This window comes from Kribbella koreensis (assembly GCF_039525325.1).
GTDB lineage: Bacteria > Actinomycetota > Actinomycetes > Propionibacteriales > Kribbellaceae > Kribbella > Kribbella koreensis.
Genome location: NZ_BAAAHK010000009.1, coordinates 474,892 through 490,095, shown reverse-complemented (window position 1 = coordinate 490,095; position 15,204 = coordinate 474,892). Strand labels below are relative to the sequence as shown.

Here is a 15,204-nt window from a genome sequence, read left to right as displayed (position 1 = left end):
TGGCGGTCGAGCCGCCGAGGTCGTCGTCCCAGTTGGCCGACCACTCGATCTTCAGGTTCTTGCCACTGATCAGCGACTTGGGCCGGGCGACCGGGGTGTGCTCCTGGGCCGGGGCGTCGGTGAGGGTGGAGTAGTCGTAGGTCCACGGCTCGTAGTACTCGTTGATCGAGGGCAGCTTGGGGTTGGAGAAGATCGTCAGCAGGTTCTTCAGCCGGCCGCCGCCCTTGAGCTTCATCCGGCCCCGCTTGGTGAGCTCCCAGCCGCCCTGCCACTTCTCCTGGTCCTCATAGGTGCGTGGGTAGCCGAGCCCGGGCCTGGTCTCGACATTGTTGAACCAGACGTACTCGGTGCCGGAGCGATTGGTCCAAGCCTGCTTACACGTGACGGAGCAGGTGTGACACCCGATGCATTTGTCGAGGTTCATCACCATCGCCATCTGCGCCATGACCTTCATCAGTACGTCACGTCCTGACTGCGCTTGCGGATGATGGTGACCTCGTCACGCTGGTTGCCGGTGGGCCCGAGGTAGTTGAAGGCGAAGGTCAGCTGGGCGTATCCGCCGATGAGGTGGGACGGCTTCACCAGCAGCCGGGTCAGCGAGTTGTGGATTCCTCCGCGCTTTCCGGAGGTCTCAGCCAGCGGTACGTCGATCAGCCGGTCCTGGGCGTGGTACATGTAGACCGTCCCCTCGGGCATCCGGTGCGAGACGATCGCCCGGGCCACCACGACGCCGTTGCGGTTGACCGCCTCGATCCAGTCGTTGTCCGCGATGCCGACCTTGGCCGCGTCGCGGTCGCTCATCCAGATGTTCTGGCCACCGCGGGACAGCGAGAGCATGAAGAGGTTGTCCTGGTACTCCGAGTGGATCGACCACTTGTTGTGCGGGGTCAGGTACCGCACCGTCAGCCCCTCGACCTGACCGGCCGACCCGTCGGAGAGGTTGCCGAGGGCCGGCTCCGCGAACAACGCCGCCATGTTCAGAGGCGGACGGTAGACGGGCAGGCCTTCGCCTAGTTCCGTCATCCAGTCATGGTCGAGGTAGAAGTGCATCCGCCCGGTGAGCGTGTGCCAGGGTTTCTTGCGCTCCACGTTGATGGTGAAGGGCGAGTAGCGTCGTCCGCCGGTCTCGGAGCCCGACCATTCCGGTGAGGTGATCACCGGGACGGGTGGGCCTTGGGTGTCGGCGAAGGTGATCTGCTTGCCCTGGTGTTCCTCGGCCAGGTCGGCCAGCCGGACGCCGGTGCGCTTCTCGAGAGTCTTGAAGCCCTGGGTCGCCAACTGCCCGTTGGTGGTGCCGGACATCGCCAGGATCGCTTCGCACACGTTGACGTCCTTCTTCAGTGACGGCCGGCCGTCGGCCACGCCGCCCCGGACGGCTCCGTTCTTGGCGCGCAGGTAGTCGACCTGCTTGCTCAGCTCGAAGGTGACGCCCTTGGTGGTCGCGCCGAGTGTGTCGACCAGTGGACCGAGGGAATTCATCTTCTCGGCGACCGCGCCGTAGTCACGGACGACCTCGACGAGTTTGGGCATCGTCACGCCCGGGATCGGCTCGCACTCGCCCTTCTTCCAGTCGCGGACGACGCCGTGCGGGGTGGCCATCGCGTCCGGGGTGTCGTGGGTGAGGGGTACCGCGACGACGTCCGTGCGGACGCCGAGATGGGTGGCGGCGAGCTCGCTGAACTTCGCCGCGATCGTCTGCCAGGCATCCCAGTCGGTCCGGGTCTGCCACGGTGGCGCGATGGCCGGATTGAAGGAGTGCACGAAGGGGTGCATGTCGGTGGTGTTGAGGTCGTGCTTCTCGTACCAGGTCGCGGCCGGCAGGACGACGTCGGAGAAGATCGTCGTACTGGTCTGGCGGAAGTCGATCGTCATCAGCAGGTCGAGCTTGCCCTCGGGTGCTTCGTCGCGCCAGGTGACGTCGACCGGCCGCTGCGCCGGCGGCGTCTCGGTGGCCCGGACCGAGGAGTCGGTGCCGAGCAGGTGCTTGAGGAAGTACTCGTTGCCTTTGCCGGACGAGCCGAGCAGGTTGGCCCGCCAGATCGACAGGATCCGCGGATAGTTGCCGGGGGCATCGGGATCCTCGCCGGCAAACGCGAGCTCACCGGACTTGAGTTGGTCGACGACGTACTCGCCGACCGGCCGGCCCGCTGCGGCCGCGTCGTCGCTGAGCTCGAGTGGGTTGCGATCGAAGGTCGGGTACGACGGCATCCAGCCCATCCGGGCGCTCTGCGCGATGACGTCGGCGGTCGACTTGCCCGCGAGTTGTCCCTTCCCTGTCGTGGCCGACAGCGTGTCGGCGCCGAACTGGTCGTAGCGGAACTGGTTGGTGTGGAGGTACCAGTAGGCGGTCTGGACCATGTTGCGCGGAGGCCGGTTCCAGTCGAGCGCGTTGGCGATCTGGGTGTACCCGGTGATCGGCCGGACCTTCTCCTGACCGACGTAGTGCGCCCAGCCGCCGCCGTTGACACCTTGGCAGCCGGTGAGGTTGGTGAGGGTGAGGAAGGAACGATAGATCGTGTCGGAGTGGAACCAGTGGTTCGTGCCCGCACCCATGACGATCATGGACCGGCCCTTGGAGTCCTCGGCGTTCTGGGCGAACTCGCGGCCGATCCGGGCGGCGGTAGCGGCCGGTACGCCGGTGATCATTTCCTGCCAGGCCGGTGTGTACGGCGATTGCGCGTCGTCGTAGCCCTTGTTGTCCCCGGTTGGCCAGCTCCCGGGGAGTGGTTGGCCTTGGTGGGTGCGGCTGACGCCGTACTGGGCCAGCAGGAGGTCGAAGACGGTGGTGACCAGGTGGCCGTCGATGCGACGCACGGGCACGCCTCGGGGGAGGTCGGCGGCGGCGCCGTCGGGAGTGTCGAAGCGTGGCATCCGGACGCTGACCGAGGCAGTCGCGGTGTCGAGGAGCGAGAGAACCGGGTCCACCTCGCCGAGGTCGAGGTTCCAGTTGCCGACCCCGGCCTCGCCGTACCGATGCCCCAGGCAACCATTGGGAACGACGGCGGCGCCGGTGCGGGAATCGATCAGGACGGTCTTGAAAGCGGCGTTCTCGTCAGCGGAATGGTCCGCGAGATCGGCGGCGGTGAGGAACTTGCCGGCCGTGTACTCGCCGTCGGCGGCCTCCTCCAAGCGGACCAGGTGCGGAAGATCGGTGTAGGTCTTCACGTACTCGGTGAAGTAGGGCGTCTGCCGGTCGACGAAGAACTCCCGGAGCACGACATGCCCCATCGCCATCGCGAGGGCGGCGTCGGTCCCGGGCTTGGCGGGCAGCCACTCGTCGGCGAACTTGACGTTGTCGGCAGAGTCCGGAGCGACCGCGACGACCTTCTGGCCGCGGTACCTCGCCTCGGTCATCCAGTGCGCGTCCGGCGTCCGGGTGACCGGCAGGTTGGAGCCCCACATGATGAGGTAGCCGGCGTTCCACCAGTCGCCGGACTCGGGCACGTCGGTCTGGTCGCCGAAGACCTGCGGGGAGGCGACCGGCAGATCGGCGTACCAGTCGTAGAAACTCAGCATCGAGCCGCCGATCAGGTTGACGAACCTGGCGCCGGAGGCGTGCGAGACCATCGACATCGCGGGGATCGGCGAGAAGCCGGCGACCCGGTCGGGACCGTACTTCTTGATCGTGTGGACATGGGCCGCGGCGACGATCTCGCTGGCCTCGTCCCAGCCGGCCCGGACCAGGCCACCTTTCCCGCGGGCGGATTTGTAGGCCTTGGCGCGCAGCGGATTCTCGACGATGTGCTCCCAGGCCTTCACCGGGTCGCCACCGTGCTGGGCCTTGGCCTCGCGGAACATCTCGAGCAGGACACCGCGCACATAGGGATAGCGCACCCGGGTGGGGGAGTAGGTGTACCAGGAGAACGCCGCGCCGCGAGGGCAGCCCCGCGGCTCATACTCCGGGGAGTCCGGGCCGACCGAGGGATAGTCGGTCTGCTGGGTCTCCCAGGTGATGATGCCGTCCTTGACGTACACCTTCCACGAGCACGAACCGGTGCAGTTCACCCCGTGCGTGGACCGCACCACCTTGTCGTGGCTCCAGCGGTCGCGGTAGAAGTCGTCGGCCTCGCGTCCGCCGGCCTTGGTGAGGGTTCGCAGGTCGTCGGAGACGGTCCCCCGGGTGAAGAACCTCCGGCTCCGGACGAGCGCTTCCGTGAGGGAGCCGTCCATCCCGGGAGCTGCCGTGGACTTCTTCCGCGAGGGGATCAATGTGACTCCTGTTTCCGAGGTTCGGTACGCCGGACGACGGTGAGCGTGAGGACCAGGGCCAGTACCGCGGTACCGCTGAGCAGCCACAGGCCGATGGCGTAGGACTCGGTACGGCCGTAGACGTAGCCCATGATCAGTGGCGGAACGAAGCCGCCCAGCCCGCCGGCGGCGCCGACGAGTCCGGTCACCCCGCCGACGCGGGACGGCTCGGTGACCTGGGCGATCAGGGCGAAGGTGGCACCGCTGCCAGAGCCGAGGGCCGCGGCCATCGCCAGGAACGCGACTGTTCCGACACCGTGCAGTGGCGGCGTGCCCGCCGAGATGCCGGCGCAGACGACGACCACTCCGAAGCCGGTGGCCAGTACCGGGATCGCGCCCAGCTTGTCCGCGAGCCAGCCGCCGACCGGGCGCATGATGACGGCGATGACCACAAAACCGGCCATCCGGTTGGCCGCGTCCGCGGGGGTGAGGTGGTGGGCGGTCTTGAGGTACGCCGGCAGATAGACCGAGAACGCGACGTATCCACCGAAGGCGACCGCGTACAGCAGGCACGCCTGCCAGGTGATCGGCAGCCGGGCGTTGGCCGAGATCCGTGACGCCAGCGAGGTGGTGGGCACGACTCTGCCCGGTGCGTCGCGAAGGATCAGCCAGGACCCGGCGGCATAGCAGGCCAGCACGGCGCCGGTGATGAGGAAGGGGGCCTTGGCGCCCAGGTGATCGGTGAGCTTGACCGTGGTCAGGGCGCTGATCGCGGTGCCGCCCATACCCGCGCCGAAGATGCCGATGGCGAGGCCGCGCTTGTCGGGCGGGAACCACGCGTTCACGAACGGGACGCCGACGGCGAACGCGGTACCGGCGATACCCAGGAAGAAGCCTCCGACCAGCAGCAGGGGGTAGGAGTCCAGGGCGAAGAAGGCGAGGAACAGGATCGGCACGACGGTGACGCCCGAGATGATCGGGAACATCACCCGGCCGCCGAACCTGTCGGTCAGCCCACCCACGACGATCCGGCCGAGCGATCCCACGACCACGGGAACGGCGACCATCAGGGCGACATCGGATTCGGTCAGCGCGCCGAGCGTGCCGGTGGTCCGGTACAACGGACCGAGCGGGCTGATCAGCGCCCAGGTCCAGAAGTTGACCGCGAACCCGATGGTCGCGACGGCCAGCATCAGCCAGGGGGATCGCGTGGCCGCGCGCGCCCGGCGCTCCGGGGTCAACGGAGTCGTCACTTTCGCGCCCGTTCCACGGGACTCACGGTCCTCACGATGGGCCCTGCTGGGGCCTTTTGGCAATGAAGTGCTCATGGCGCAGGACCTTTCGGCGATCGCAGATCGTGTCCGCTCCAGTAGAGACGATCCGGCCGACGATGGTGAGGGCCGAAGGTCCTCTCTCCGGGTGCACTCGTCTGCTTGCCGGCCCGCGCCAGGACTGGGACCGTGGTGCCGTCCGGCCTTCTCGTCACGGGGTCACGCGGCAACGCCGGCAGACGGTCAGCTCCGCAGGTCGTCCAGGAGGCCGACTTGTTCGGTCAGGACGCCGGTCAGGATTCGTCGGGCAACGCTGAGGAGTTCTGCGACGTCCGGCGAGGTCAGGGTGTAAGTGACGGCTGATTCCTCTTTGCGGGACGTGATGAGGCCTTCGCGGCGTAGCACCGCGAGGTGCTGGGAGAGGTTCGAGGGGCCGACGCCGACCTCGGGCAGCAGCTCGGCCACGGTGTGGTCGCGCCGGCTGAGCAGTTCGAGGACCCGGATCCGCGCCGGGTGGGCCAGCGTCTTGAAGAACTCTGCCTTCAGTTGGTAGAGCGGCCTGCTCATCGTGAGCTCCTTGCGGATGATCTTTACTGCGGGTCTGCTCAATTGCCAATCTTAGCAATTCTGAAACCAGGTAGGCGTGGGATGCGCGAAACAGTCGTCGGCGCGGTCATGACCCGGTCGCCGGTCACGGTCACTCCGGGCCTGCCGTTCAAGCCGGTCGCCTGCGCGCTGCTGGCGTCGGACGCCGGCGCCGTGCCCGTCGCGGCGGCCGATCGGCGGTGGTCGCTCTGCGTCCTCGACGACATGATGGTCACCGGCTTCGAAGTCCACAGCGTCGGCCTGGCTGGGGTCAGCCGGCGCCGCCGAACCTGATGCCGGTGACGAGGTCGGCCTGGATGCCGACGGCAACGTCCATGGCGAGATCGACCCAGGGCGTCAGGAGCTTTTCGTAGCGGGCCAGGCGGTCCGGTTCGATGATCTGCCGGGCGGTTCCGGTGACGACCACGCTCCAACCGAGCCGCTGGACCGGGTCGATCTGGTCGACCTCGTAGGCGACGACGGTGCCGGGGTCGACGGCGATGGCGACCTTGGCCGACAGCCTGGTACGGATGATGATCTCGTCCCCGTCGAGGAGATGCGTGACCGGGCGGATCGCGGGGAGTGCGTTGCGCGTGAACACGACTCGTCCGTAGCTGACGGTCGACAACAGGTGGAGTGCCTCGGCCCGGGTCAGGTCGACCGGCGTCTGTGCGCCGGGCCGGTTCTCGTCGGTGCTGGAGTTCATTGCGGCTCAGAAGACGTAGAAGGCTGAGACGGTCATCGGGAGTATTCCGAGGATCAGCCAGGGGGACAGGAGGGAGCGTTGGTGGACGAGCAGGACGCCTGCGGTGGTGGCGAGCCCGACGACGCCGGACATGATCCAGAGGCCTACTCCGGAGGAGTGTTTGATCTGTTCCATGTGGGGGCTGTAGGCCGCGAGGGCGAGGGTGGGGGATCCGCCGATGTGGATGAGGATGACCGCGAAGACCCACCGTTGGACGGTTTCGATCTTCATTCCCCGGCGTTTCGACGGGTGGCTGCGCAGGGTCCGGCGGGGTGGTTGCGGGCGGGGTTCGAGTTCGGGTTTCACAAGTCGTTCCCTGCGTAGGAGAGGTTGAAGCTCTTGTTGGTGAGGGGGAAGTCGGGGACGATCGTGTCCTTGAGAGCGACGGGTAGGGCCGGCCAGTTGAAGAAGGACGGGTCGACGATCTTGAGCCGGGCGACGGTTCCGTCGGGTGCCATTTCGAGGCGGTGGGCGATGGTGCCGCGCCATCCTTCGACGAGTCCGACACCGGAGGTTCGTCCGGCCGCGAGCCAGGTTGGTTTGGAGGTGTCGGCGCTGGTCGGCGGGTTGGTGCTGAGCAGGTGGTCGATCAGCGCGATGGATGCTCGCGCTTCTGTCGCGCGGGTGAGGAAGCGTGCCAGGACGTCTCCTTCGGCGTGTTCCGGGACTTCGGCGGCCGCGGTCGGAGCGAATGGATGGTCCGAGCGGGCGTCCTGCAGGAGGCCGCTGGCTCGCGCGACATAGCCGAGGGTGCCGATGTCGCGGGCCTGTTCGCTGGTCAGGATGGAGGTTCCGGTCATCCGGTCGACGACGACGCTGTTGTGCAGGGCGATGTCGACGATCTGCTGGAGGTCGGAGCCGATGGCTTTGAGTTCGTCGATCTGGGGGAGGGCGTGGAGCCGGGCACCACCGGGTACGACCGCGCCGCGCAGCAGCCGGTGGCCGGTGACGTGTTTGTTGATCCGCAGCAGTTGTTCCCTGATTCGTTGTGCGTGGGCGTTGACGATGCCGTAGCCGACGTCGTTGCAGAGGGCCCCGATGTCGGCGACATGGTTGTAGAGCCGTTCGAGTTCGAGCAGGATCGCGCGAAGTATCGCTGCCTGACGCGGTACGGGCCAGTCCCGGGCTTCCTCGACGGCCAGGCAGAACGCCAGGGCATGTCCGACGGCGGTGTCGCCGGAGATGCGTTCGGCCAGCGGCAGTACGTCGGCCAGCAGCCGTCCCTCGGCGAGCTTCTCGATGCCCTTGTGGGTGAACCACAGACGGGCTTTGAGTTTGAGAATGGTCTCCCCGACCACCGAGAAGCGGAAGTGGCCGGGTTCGATCAGCCCGGCATGGATCGGGCCGACCGGTATCTCGTACACGCCGGATCCGCCGACGGCGAGGAACGGGTACGGCTCGTCGGGTGAACCGAATGCGGGTGGGGGGCCGGCATCGTGGCGCATCGGATGCCAGCCGTCAGGCCAGTGCTGGTGCAGTACGAGACGCCTGGGCAGTGGGTGATTCTGTACGTCGACGCCGTACAGGTCGGCCAGTTCGCGTTCGAACCGTCCAGCGGGGAATGACAGACCGGCCAGGCTGGGGATCTGCGGCGTGGCAAGGTCGGTGCGGAGGATCAGTTCGACCCGGCGGTCGGGTTGGCCTGCCGTGAACAGGTAGACGACGCGAAGGCTGTCGAGATCGTCGTGGCCGGCGATCAGCGCCAGTCTGTAGCCGTCGTCGAGCAGGCTGCCGGCCCGTTGTGGCAGTTCGGTGGCGGAGACGGGGATCTGCCGGCGGTTGGGGTAGGAGCGTTGGTCTGCGAGCTGCTGCGGTGAGGGAGTCTCGGTCATGGGGTGCCTGCAATCATGCTGGCGCTGTGCAGCAGCGGGCCGAGTGGCCAGTCTGCGATGCCGAGCGCGGCGACCACGCACAGGCCGGTGATCACAGGCCCTGCGATGGTGAACGGCAGGGCAGCGAGCACTGGTCCGGGAGCGGATGGGCGGTCGGTAGGGGCGCCGAACAACATCGTGCTGCCTTTGACGGCGATGGCGACGAACACGGCCAGCAACAGCACGAGCATCGCGGCGACGACCCAGCCGAGGCCGGCTTCGAGGCCCGCTCGTACCAGTGCGATCTCGCTGAAGAAGAGGCTGAAGGGCGGCAGGCCGAGCAGCGCCGCCAGACCGAGGCCGAAGACGCCGCCCAGGACGGGAGCACGGGTGAGCAGACTGCGGACGTCGGTGATGACGGTCGTTCCGGTGCGGGCCAGGATCTCGCCGGCGCCGCAGAACAGGACGGCCTTGCTGAGTCCGTGTCCGACGATGTGCAGCAGGGCGGCAGCGAGTGCGAGTGGTGTCCCGGCAGCCACGCCGATCATCACCAGTGCCATGTGTTCGATGCTGGAGTAGGCCAGCAGGCGTTTGTAGTCGCGTTGGGTGAGCAGCAATGAGGTTGCCAGCAGCAACGAGGCGATCGCGATGGTGAGCAGCAGGGCGCGGACGAAGGTCGCGTCGATGCTGGCAACGGCGATCACGCGGTAGCGCAGCAACGCGTAGACGGCGACTGGGAGCAGGACGCCGGACATCAGTGCGGATACCGGGGCCGGCGCCTGGCTGTGAGCATCGGGCAGCCAGCTGTGCAGGGGAATCATCCCCGCCTTGGCGCCGAAGCCGAGTACCAGCAGCGCGAACGCGAGCCGCATCACCCCAGGGTCGAGTTCACCGGCGCGGGCCGACAGTTGGGTCCAGTCGAGGGTGCCGTGCTCGGCGATACCTGCTTGCTGTGCGGCGTAGTTGACCAGGACGGTGCCGAGGTAGGCCAGCGCGATTCCGACGGAGCAGATGATCACGTACTTCCAGGTCGCCTCGAGCGCACCGCGGGTGCGGCGATGCCCGACCAGGAACGCGGTCACGATGGTTGTCGTTTCGATGGCCGCCCAGAGCAGGCCCAGGTTGTTCGCCAGCACGGCGAGCACCATCGCGGCCAGGAACAGGGGCACCAGTACGCCGTACAGCCGAGCGCCGCGCTCGTCGATGCGGCCGTTGTCGAGGTCGCTGTCGAGGTGGGTGAGGCCGGCGAACGTCGCGATCAGTCCAACGGCGCCGATGACGATCAGCATCAGCGCGGACAGAGCATCGACGCGCAACCAGCCACCGATGGCCAGGGCGGTGCCATCGGTGGTCCGGACGGCGGTCACGACGCCGGCGGTCAGGATGACGGCGGCCGCGCCGACTGTGGTGAGCCCGGTGGCACGGCGCCATCCCATGACCGCGGCTGCTGCCGCGGCCGCCAACGGACCGAGTAAGGGCACGACGACCACCAGGGCGGCGGCCGAACCGGTGCCGGTGGTGAGTGCGGGGATCATCAGGAGCTCGTCTCGTTCAGAGTGTCAGTCGCGGAGTTCGCGGAGTTCGTCGATATCGGTGCCGCCGAAGGCCAGCTGTACTCTGCTGGTCAGGACCTGCAGAACGAGCACGATCAGCAGTACGTCGAGTGACACGGCCAGTTCGACCACGCCCGGAACTCCGCCGGTGAGCAGGAACGCGGTGGTCGCGATCCCGTTGTCCAGCAAGAGGAAACCGACGATCTGCGACAGGGCGCGGCGTCGTGTGACCAGGACGAAGAAGCCGATCAGCACCATGGCCAGTCCCACCGGCACGGCCTGGGTCTCGGTCGACGGCGCCAGCCGGACCAGCGGCCGGCTGATGCCGTAGGCAACGAGAATGAGGACGGCCGCGGTGAGGATGGAGGCAGCGACGTTCATCAGCGGCGCGGTCTCACGTGCCTCCGCGCTGTCGCGCAGTACTCGCCGCAGGACAGCGGGGATCAGTACGGCCTTGAGCACGACTACCTCAGCGGCGACCACGCCCAGTTCGATGCTGTCGCGCTGGACGGCGAGCAGCAGAGCCACGCACGCCATCAGCGCGCCTTGCACGACCAGGAGCCGCACGATGGCCGACAACTCACGTCGCCACAGCACCAGGACCGATGAGAGCAGGAGCCCGCCGACGGCCAGGTAGAGGAGTTGCACGTAGAGGCTGTTGTTCACGGGAATACTCCTCAGGCGAGGAAGAAGGACGACGACACGGCCAGGACTCCGAACAGGAAGGATCCGGCGAGCAGCTCCGGAACGCGGAAGAGCCGCAACTTCGCCATGAACACCTCTGCTGCCGCCACGCCGACGGCCAGGACGGTCACCTTGACGGCGAACACGACCGCGCCGAGCCCCAGCGCCAGTGGCGAGGCGCTGGTCACCACACCCCAAGGCAGGAAGAGATTCGCCCAGAGCCCGAGCAGGACGGTGAGTCGCAGGCCGGCGGCGAACTCGACCATGGCGAGGTCCCGGCCGGAGTACTCCAGCACCATCGCCTCGTGGATCATGGTCAGCTCGAGGTGCGTGGACGGGTTGTCCACCGGGAGACGGCCGGCCTCGGCGATCACGACAACCGCCAGCGCGACCGCGGCGAGCAGACTGGCGGGGGACAGGACCTCGGCGGGACTGTGCTGGATGCGCTCCACGATCGCGGCGAGATTGGACGAGTCGACCCGGGCCGAGACGGCGAAGCCGACCAGCAGGATCGTCGGTTCGGCCAGCGCCGCGATCGTGATCTCCCGGCTGGCTCCCATGCCGCCGAACGCTGTGCCGGTGTCCAGCCCGGCCAGTGCGAGGGCGACCGTTCCGAGCAGGAGCAAGGCGACGATCGCGAACAGGTCCGCAACCCGGTCCAGCGGCGACTTCGTGCTGACGAAGGGGGCGACGGCAGCGATCACCAGAGTGGACGCCAGCAGAACCGGGGGCGCGGCGGTGAAGATCCAGCTAGGCCCCTCAGGGCTGATCGGCTCCTTGGCGAGTTGTTTGCGCAGGTCACGCCAGGGCTGCCCGATTCCTGCTCCGGCACGGCCTTCCATCCGGGCCCTGACCTGGCGCATCACCCCCACCAGGTACGGCGCGACGAGGATCAGGAGCGCGAGCTGGAGCGCCAGACCGGCCAGCGTGCCGGGGCTCAGTTGGGTCACGACGTCACCCCCACCACGATCAGGACGGTCAACAGGCCCACGAGCCCGAACGCCAGGTACCTGTGCACGCTGCCGTTCTGCAGCCGGCCGGCCAACCGGCCCCACCTGGCCATGACGCCGAGCAGTGGCGGGTACAAGGCGGTCTCGATCCGGTCGGCGACCTGCTGGCGGTACTGGACGCTCTCGATCAGGTACTGCGACTCGGCATAGTGCGTGACGTTGACGTCCTGCTCAGGAGCGAGGACATCGTCGAAGACCCGGGTGAGTGGTTCGGCGAACGAGGTCGCTGTGTATTCCATCCGCGGGTCGAGCCGGGTGCCTCCGCAGCCCCAGACCAATGCCTTGCGTCTGGGCAGCCCACGGCCGGCGTACCGGAGTACCGCAATGGCGCCGAATGCTGCTGCCAGCAGCCCGCACAGGATCAGCAGCGGTGACATGGAGCCGCTGATTCCGTTCAGCCGCAGGGTCACCCCGCCCTGCAGCGGGGCGCCGTCGTGGACCGTGGGAAGGATCGTGAGGACCCGGTTCAGCGACGGGCCCAGAGCGGCGGGTGCGATCGCGAGCGCGGCACATCCGACGGCGGCGAACACCATCGCGGCGCGCATGATGGCCGGGCTCTCGGTAGCACGTTCGGCGGCGGCAGACCGGGGCCGGGCCAGGAATCCCACGCCGAACGCCTTCACGAACGTCGCTACGCCCAGGCCCGCTGTCAGCGCGACCACACCGACCGCGAGCGGCATCGTCACCGCGACCAGAACAGATGGAGACCCAGCAGCGGGCAGGCTGTGAATCAGGCCCTGTAACAGCAGCCACTCCGACACGAATCCGTTGCCCGGTGGCAACGCGGCCGCAGCGAGCGCGCCGATCCCGAACAGCGCGGTGGTGACAGGCATCCTCGAGGCCAGGCCACCCAGGCTGTCGAGATCGCGCGAGCCGGTCGACCGCAGTACCGACCCGGCGCCGAGGAAGAGCAGCGTCTTGAACCCGGCATGGTTGATCGCATGCAGCACGGCAGCGGCCAGCAAGAGGCTCGCGAGCAGCCGGTTGCCGTCGACGGCGAAAATGCCCGCCGCGCCGACTCCCATCATGACCAGGCCCATGTTCTCGGTGGTCGAGTAGCCGAGCAGCCGTTTCAGATCCACGGCGACGCTCGCCTGCAGTACGCCGTACAAGGCCGAGACGGCGCCGGTGACCAGCACGAGGACCCACCACCAGCGTTGCCCGCCACCGAGCAGATCGAACCCCACCCGCAAGATCCCGTAGAGACCGAGCTTCACCATCGCCGCAGACATCAGCGCCGAGACGTGGCTAGGTGCTTCCGGATGCGCTCTGGGCAGCCAGACGTGTAGCGGCACGAGACCGGCCTTCGAACCGAACCCGATGAAGACCAGCACGAAGATCAGCGATCTCGACCAGGACGGCAAGCCGGCAGCGCCGGATCTCAATGCCGTGAACGAGTCGCCACCGGCCCGCGCCGAGAACAGGAGCAACCCGAGCACGATGGCAGCGAACCCGGCGTGCGTCATCGATGCGTACCAGGCGCCGGCAGTCCGGACCTCCTGACGGGCCTGATGCTCGGCCAGTACCAGCACCAGTGAGGTCAGTGCCATCAGCTCCCAGACCACCAGGAACGCGGTGACATTGCCGGCTACAGGCACCCAGATCATCGCGGCGACGAAAAGCGGAAGAGTTGCCTGGACAGTCCGTGACGATGCTCCAGACCCCGGCCCGTGATCGGTCTGCGGGGCCGGCTGGGTGTAGCCGATGCTGTAGAGCCCGGCGACCACCGCGACCGCTCCCACCAAGGCCAGGAAGACGCCTGACAGGGCGTCGCCTGATATGGCAGCAGTACCGAGCGGCAACAGACCGGGCGCCGTTGCAGAGTAGGTCTGTCCAGTCAGTAGAGCGATGCCGGCTATCAGGCCGCCAGCGCCGCACGTGGCGGTCGAGCCGCCGGCGACGACCGCGCGCAGCTTCGGACCGGATACGGCGGCGCCCACTGCTCCGGACACGGCGACGGTACTGGCACCGAGCTGTGCCTGCTGGATCAAGCTCATCGATCAGTCAGATCCCGCAGCGCAGCGATGATCACATCCGGCTCCGGAGGGCACCCCTTGATCTCCACGTCCACCGGAACCACATCGCTGACCGCTCCGACGACCCCGTAGCCACCCGCGAACACGCCACAGTTGCGGGCGCAATCGCCCACTGCCACAACGCGCTTCGGGGCCGGGGTCGCCTCATAGGCCTTACGCAGCGGATCTTCCATGTTGCGAGTCACCGGCCCGGTCACCAGCAGTACGTCCGCATGCCTCGGAGATGCGACCAGCCTCACCCCATAGCGTTCGGCGTCGTAGACCGGGCCGAACGCCGAGGCGATCTCGAGCTCGCAGCCGTTGCAGGATCCGGCGTCGACGTGGCGTACCTGGACCGAGCCGCGCAGTACGCCCGGGTCTGCTGCCTTGTGCGCGGCGTCCCGGACCGGTGCGGGCTCGGCGACCCGACCGGTGGCGAGGATCTTGCGCAGCAGACTTCTCACTTCGTTCCGCGCAGAACCCGTGCTCGGCCGCTCGCTTGGGCGTCGGCCTTCAGGCCGTCGAGCAGCTCGGTCCGATCCGTCAGCACGCTGGTCAGGATCCTGCGGGCGACAGCCAGCAGCTCGGCCACCTGCTCGCTGGTCAGCGAGTAGAAGACGACCGATCCTTCTTTGCGAGTGGTGACCAGCCCGGCCCGTCGTAGTACGGCCAACTGCTGGGACAGGTTCGAGGCTTCGAGACGTAGCTCGGGCAGCAGCTCTCCTACCGCCATCTCACGTTCACTCAGCAGCTCGAGGATCCGGATCCGGGCCGGATGCCCCAACGTCTTGAAGAACTCCGCCTTGAGCTGGTGCAACGGTGTGGTCATGTTCCTGTCCTCAGCCCTTCACCGCTGAACGGGCGGCCGCCGGCCGCTGGTCGACGAGGAGCCGGACGACTTCCAGTACTTCGGCATCCGCAGCGATGGCTTCGACCTCGGCGCTGAACGCATCCGGCTCGGAGCTGTAGAAACCCAGCACGCCGACGATCCGACCGCCGACCCGCAGCGGGGCCTGCAGAACGCTCCGCACGCCGGTCGCCGCGATCCGCTCGCTCCAGATCGGCCAGCGTGGATCGGTTCCGACATCGCGGACCCGGACGATCGTGTCGTAGGTGAAAGCCGTGACGAGGGGACCCTCGCCGGTGGCGAACTTGAAGCGGTAGATCGGCTCGAGCCGCGGATCGGTCACTGCCGCGAGTTGCAGAGCGCCCTGGCGGTTCAGCGCGAGACCCGCCGACGTGCAGCCGGCCGTCTCGGCCGCGAACCGCACGAGTGATTCTGCCGTCCCGTCCACCTGCTCACCTTTCGACCTGGGTAAGGCGCACGCCTTCACAGCGCGCA

Annotated in this window: 14 protein-coding genes and 1 pseudogene; 1 reads left to right on the top strand and 14 read right to left on the bottom strand. The window is 67.7% G+C overall.

Annotated features, from left to right (window positions below):
- The 4 genes and pseudogenes from narY to ABD116_RS21785 all read right to left on the bottom strand — a co-directional run.
- Positions 1–454 (bottom strand): annotated as a pseudogene (gene narY, locus ABD116_RS21800) (nitrate reductase subunit beta); the annotation flags it as partial.
- Positions 454–4,170, bottom strand: a complete 3,717-nt coding sequence (locus tag ABD116_RS21795) for a nitrate reductase subunit alpha (protein ID WP_343973094.1) — start codon at positions 4,168–4,170, stop codon at positions 454–456. The gene ABD116_RS21795 and the pseudogene narY, both read right to left, overlap by 1 nt.
- Positions 4,171–4,205: 35 nt before the next feature.
- Positions 4,206–5,441 carry an MFS transporter gene (locus tag ABD116_RS21790; protein WP_343973067.1) on the bottom strand — a complete coding sequence of 412 codons (1,236 nt, stop codon included), beginning with the start codon at positions 5,439–5,441 and terminating at the stop codon, positions 4,206–4,208.
- A 261-nt stretch (positions 5,442–5,702) separates the two neighbouring features.
- On the bottom strand, positions 5,703–6,026 hold the full coding sequence (locus tag ABD116_RS21785) for an ArsR/SmtB family transcription factor (RefSeq protein ID WP_343973064.1): 324 nt from the start codon (positions 6,024–6,026) through the stop codon (positions 5,703–5,705).
- Between the two features lie 81 nt (positions 6,027–6,107).
- Here ABD116_RS21785 and ABD116_RS21780 point away from each other — a divergent pair, with 81 nt between their 5' ends.
- Complete coding sequence (locus tag ABD116_RS21780; protein ID WP_343973062.1) at positions 6,108–6,338, top strand: CBS domain-containing protein; 231 nt, start codon at positions 6,108–6,110, stop codon at positions 6,336–6,338.
- On the opposite strand, the gene ABD116_RS21775 is transcribed toward ABD116_RS21780, so the two are convergent.
- The 10 genes from ABD116_RS21775 to ABD116_RS21730 all read right to left on the bottom strand — a co-directional run bounded on the left by ABD116_RS21775 (position 6,316) and on the right by ABD116_RS21730 (position 15,157).
- The gene (locus ABD116_RS21775; protein ID WP_343973059.1) at positions 6,316–6,750 is read right to left on the bottom strand and encodes a pyridoxamine 5'-phosphate oxidase family protein; all 435 of its coding nucleotides are present in this window, start codon (positions 6,748–6,750) and stop codon (positions 6,316–6,318) included. The genes ABD116_RS21780 and ABD116_RS21775 overlap by 23 nt on opposite strands.
- 6 nt (positions 6,751–6,756) lie before the next feature.
- A complete protein-coding gene (locus ABD116_RS21770) occupies positions 6,757–7,020 on the bottom strand; it encodes a hypothetical protein (RefSeq protein WP_343973057.1) in 264 nt (87 codons plus the stop codon).
- Between the two features lie 71 nt (positions 7,021–7,091).
- Positions 7,092–8,621 carry a hydrogenase large subunit gene (locus tag ABD116_RS21765; protein ID WP_343973054.1) on the bottom strand — a complete coding sequence of 510 codons (1,530 nt, stop codon included), beginning with the start codon at positions 8,619–8,621 and terminating at the stop codon, positions 7,092–7,094.
- Entirely contained in the window at positions 8,618–10,135 is a 1,518-nt protein-coding gene (locus ABD116_RS21760; protein ID WP_343973051.1) for a proton-conducting transporter transmembrane domain-containing protein, read from the bottom strand. Before ABD116_RS21760 ends, ABD116_RS21765 begins: the two co-directional genes overlap by 4 nt.
- Positions 10,136–10,159: 24 nt before the next feature.
- Complete coding sequence (locus ABD116_RS21755) at positions 10,160–10,819, bottom strand: hypothetical protein (protein ID WP_343973048.1); 660 nt, start codon at positions 10,817–10,819, stop codon at positions 10,160–10,162.
- 11 nt (positions 10,820–10,830) lie between these two features.
- Positions 10,831–11,787: a respiratory chain complex I subunit 1 family protein gene (locus ABD116_RS21750; protein ID WP_343973045.1), complete on the bottom strand. Its 957-nt coding sequence runs from the start codon at positions 11,785–11,787 to the stop codon at positions 10,831–10,833.
- Entirely contained in the window at positions 11,784–13,844 is a 2,061-nt protein-coding gene (locus ABD116_RS21745; RefSeq protein WP_343973042.1) for a proton-conducting transporter transmembrane domain-containing protein, read from the bottom strand. The genes ABD116_RS21750 and ABD116_RS21745 overlap by 4 nt, the downstream gene beginning before the upstream one ends.
- A complete protein-coding gene (locus ABD116_RS21740; protein ID WP_343973039.1) occupies positions 13,841–14,326 on the bottom strand; it encodes an NADH-quinone oxidoreductase subunit B family protein in 486 nt (161 codons plus the stop codon). Before ABD116_RS21740 ends, ABD116_RS21745 begins: the two co-directional genes overlap by 4 nt.
- Positions 14,323–14,691, bottom strand: coding sequence for an ArsR/SmtB family transcription factor (locus ABD116_RS21735; RefSeq protein WP_343973036.1), 369 nt, complete (start codon positions 14,689–14,691; stop codon positions 14,323–14,325). The genes ABD116_RS21740 and ABD116_RS21735 overlap by 4 nt, the downstream gene beginning before the upstream one ends.
- A gap of 10 nt (positions 14,692–14,701) precedes the next feature.
- On the bottom strand, positions 14,702–15,157 hold the full coding sequence (locus ABD116_RS21730; RefSeq protein ID WP_343973033.1) for a GAF domain-containing protein: 456 nt from the start codon (positions 15,155–15,157) through the stop codon (positions 14,702–14,704).
- Positions 15,158–15,204 lie beyond the last annotated feature (47 nt).

What these genes read in the sequence shown, in the direction of transcription:
- ABD116_RS21745 (WP_343973042.1), bottom strand. Translation starts at nt 13,844, where the DNA reads ATGAGCTTGATCCAGCAGGCACAGCTCGGTGCCAGTACCGTCGCCGTG.
- ABD116_RS21760 (WP_343973051.1), bottom strand. Translation starts at nt 10,135, where the DNA reads ATGATCCCCGCACTCACCACCGGCACCGGTTCGGCCGCCGCCCTGGTG.
- ABD116_RS21765 (WP_343973054.1), bottom strand. Translation starts at nt 8,621, where the DNA reads ATGACCGAGACTCCCTCACCGCAGCAGCTCGCAGACCAACGCTCCTAC.
- ABD116_RS21735 (WP_343973036.1), bottom strand. Translation starts at nt 14,691, where the DNA reads ATGACCACACCGTTGCACCAGCTCAAGGCGGAGTTCTTCAAGACGTTG.
- ABD116_RS21775 (WP_343973059.1), bottom strand. Translation starts at nt 6,750, where the DNA reads ATGAACTCCAGCACCGACGAGAACCGGCCCGGCGCACAGACGCCGGTC.
- ABD116_RS21780 (WP_343973062.1), top strand. Translation starts at nt 6,108, where the DNA reads ATGCGCGAAACAGTCGTCGGCGCGGTCATGACCCGGTCGCCGGTCACG.
- ABD116_RS21785 (WP_343973064.1), bottom strand. Translation starts at nt 6,026, where the DNA reads ATGAGCAGGCCGCTCTACCAACTGAAGGCAGAGTTCTTCAAGACGCTG.
- ABD116_RS21795 (WP_343973094.1), bottom strand. Translation starts at nt 4,170, where the DNA reads ATGGACGGCTCCCTCACGGAAGCGCTCGTCCGGAGCCGGAGGTTCTTC.
- ABD116_RS21770 (WP_343973057.1), bottom strand. Translation starts at nt 7,020, where the DNA reads ATGAAGATCGAAACCGTCCAACGGTGGGTCTTCGCGGTCATCCTCATC.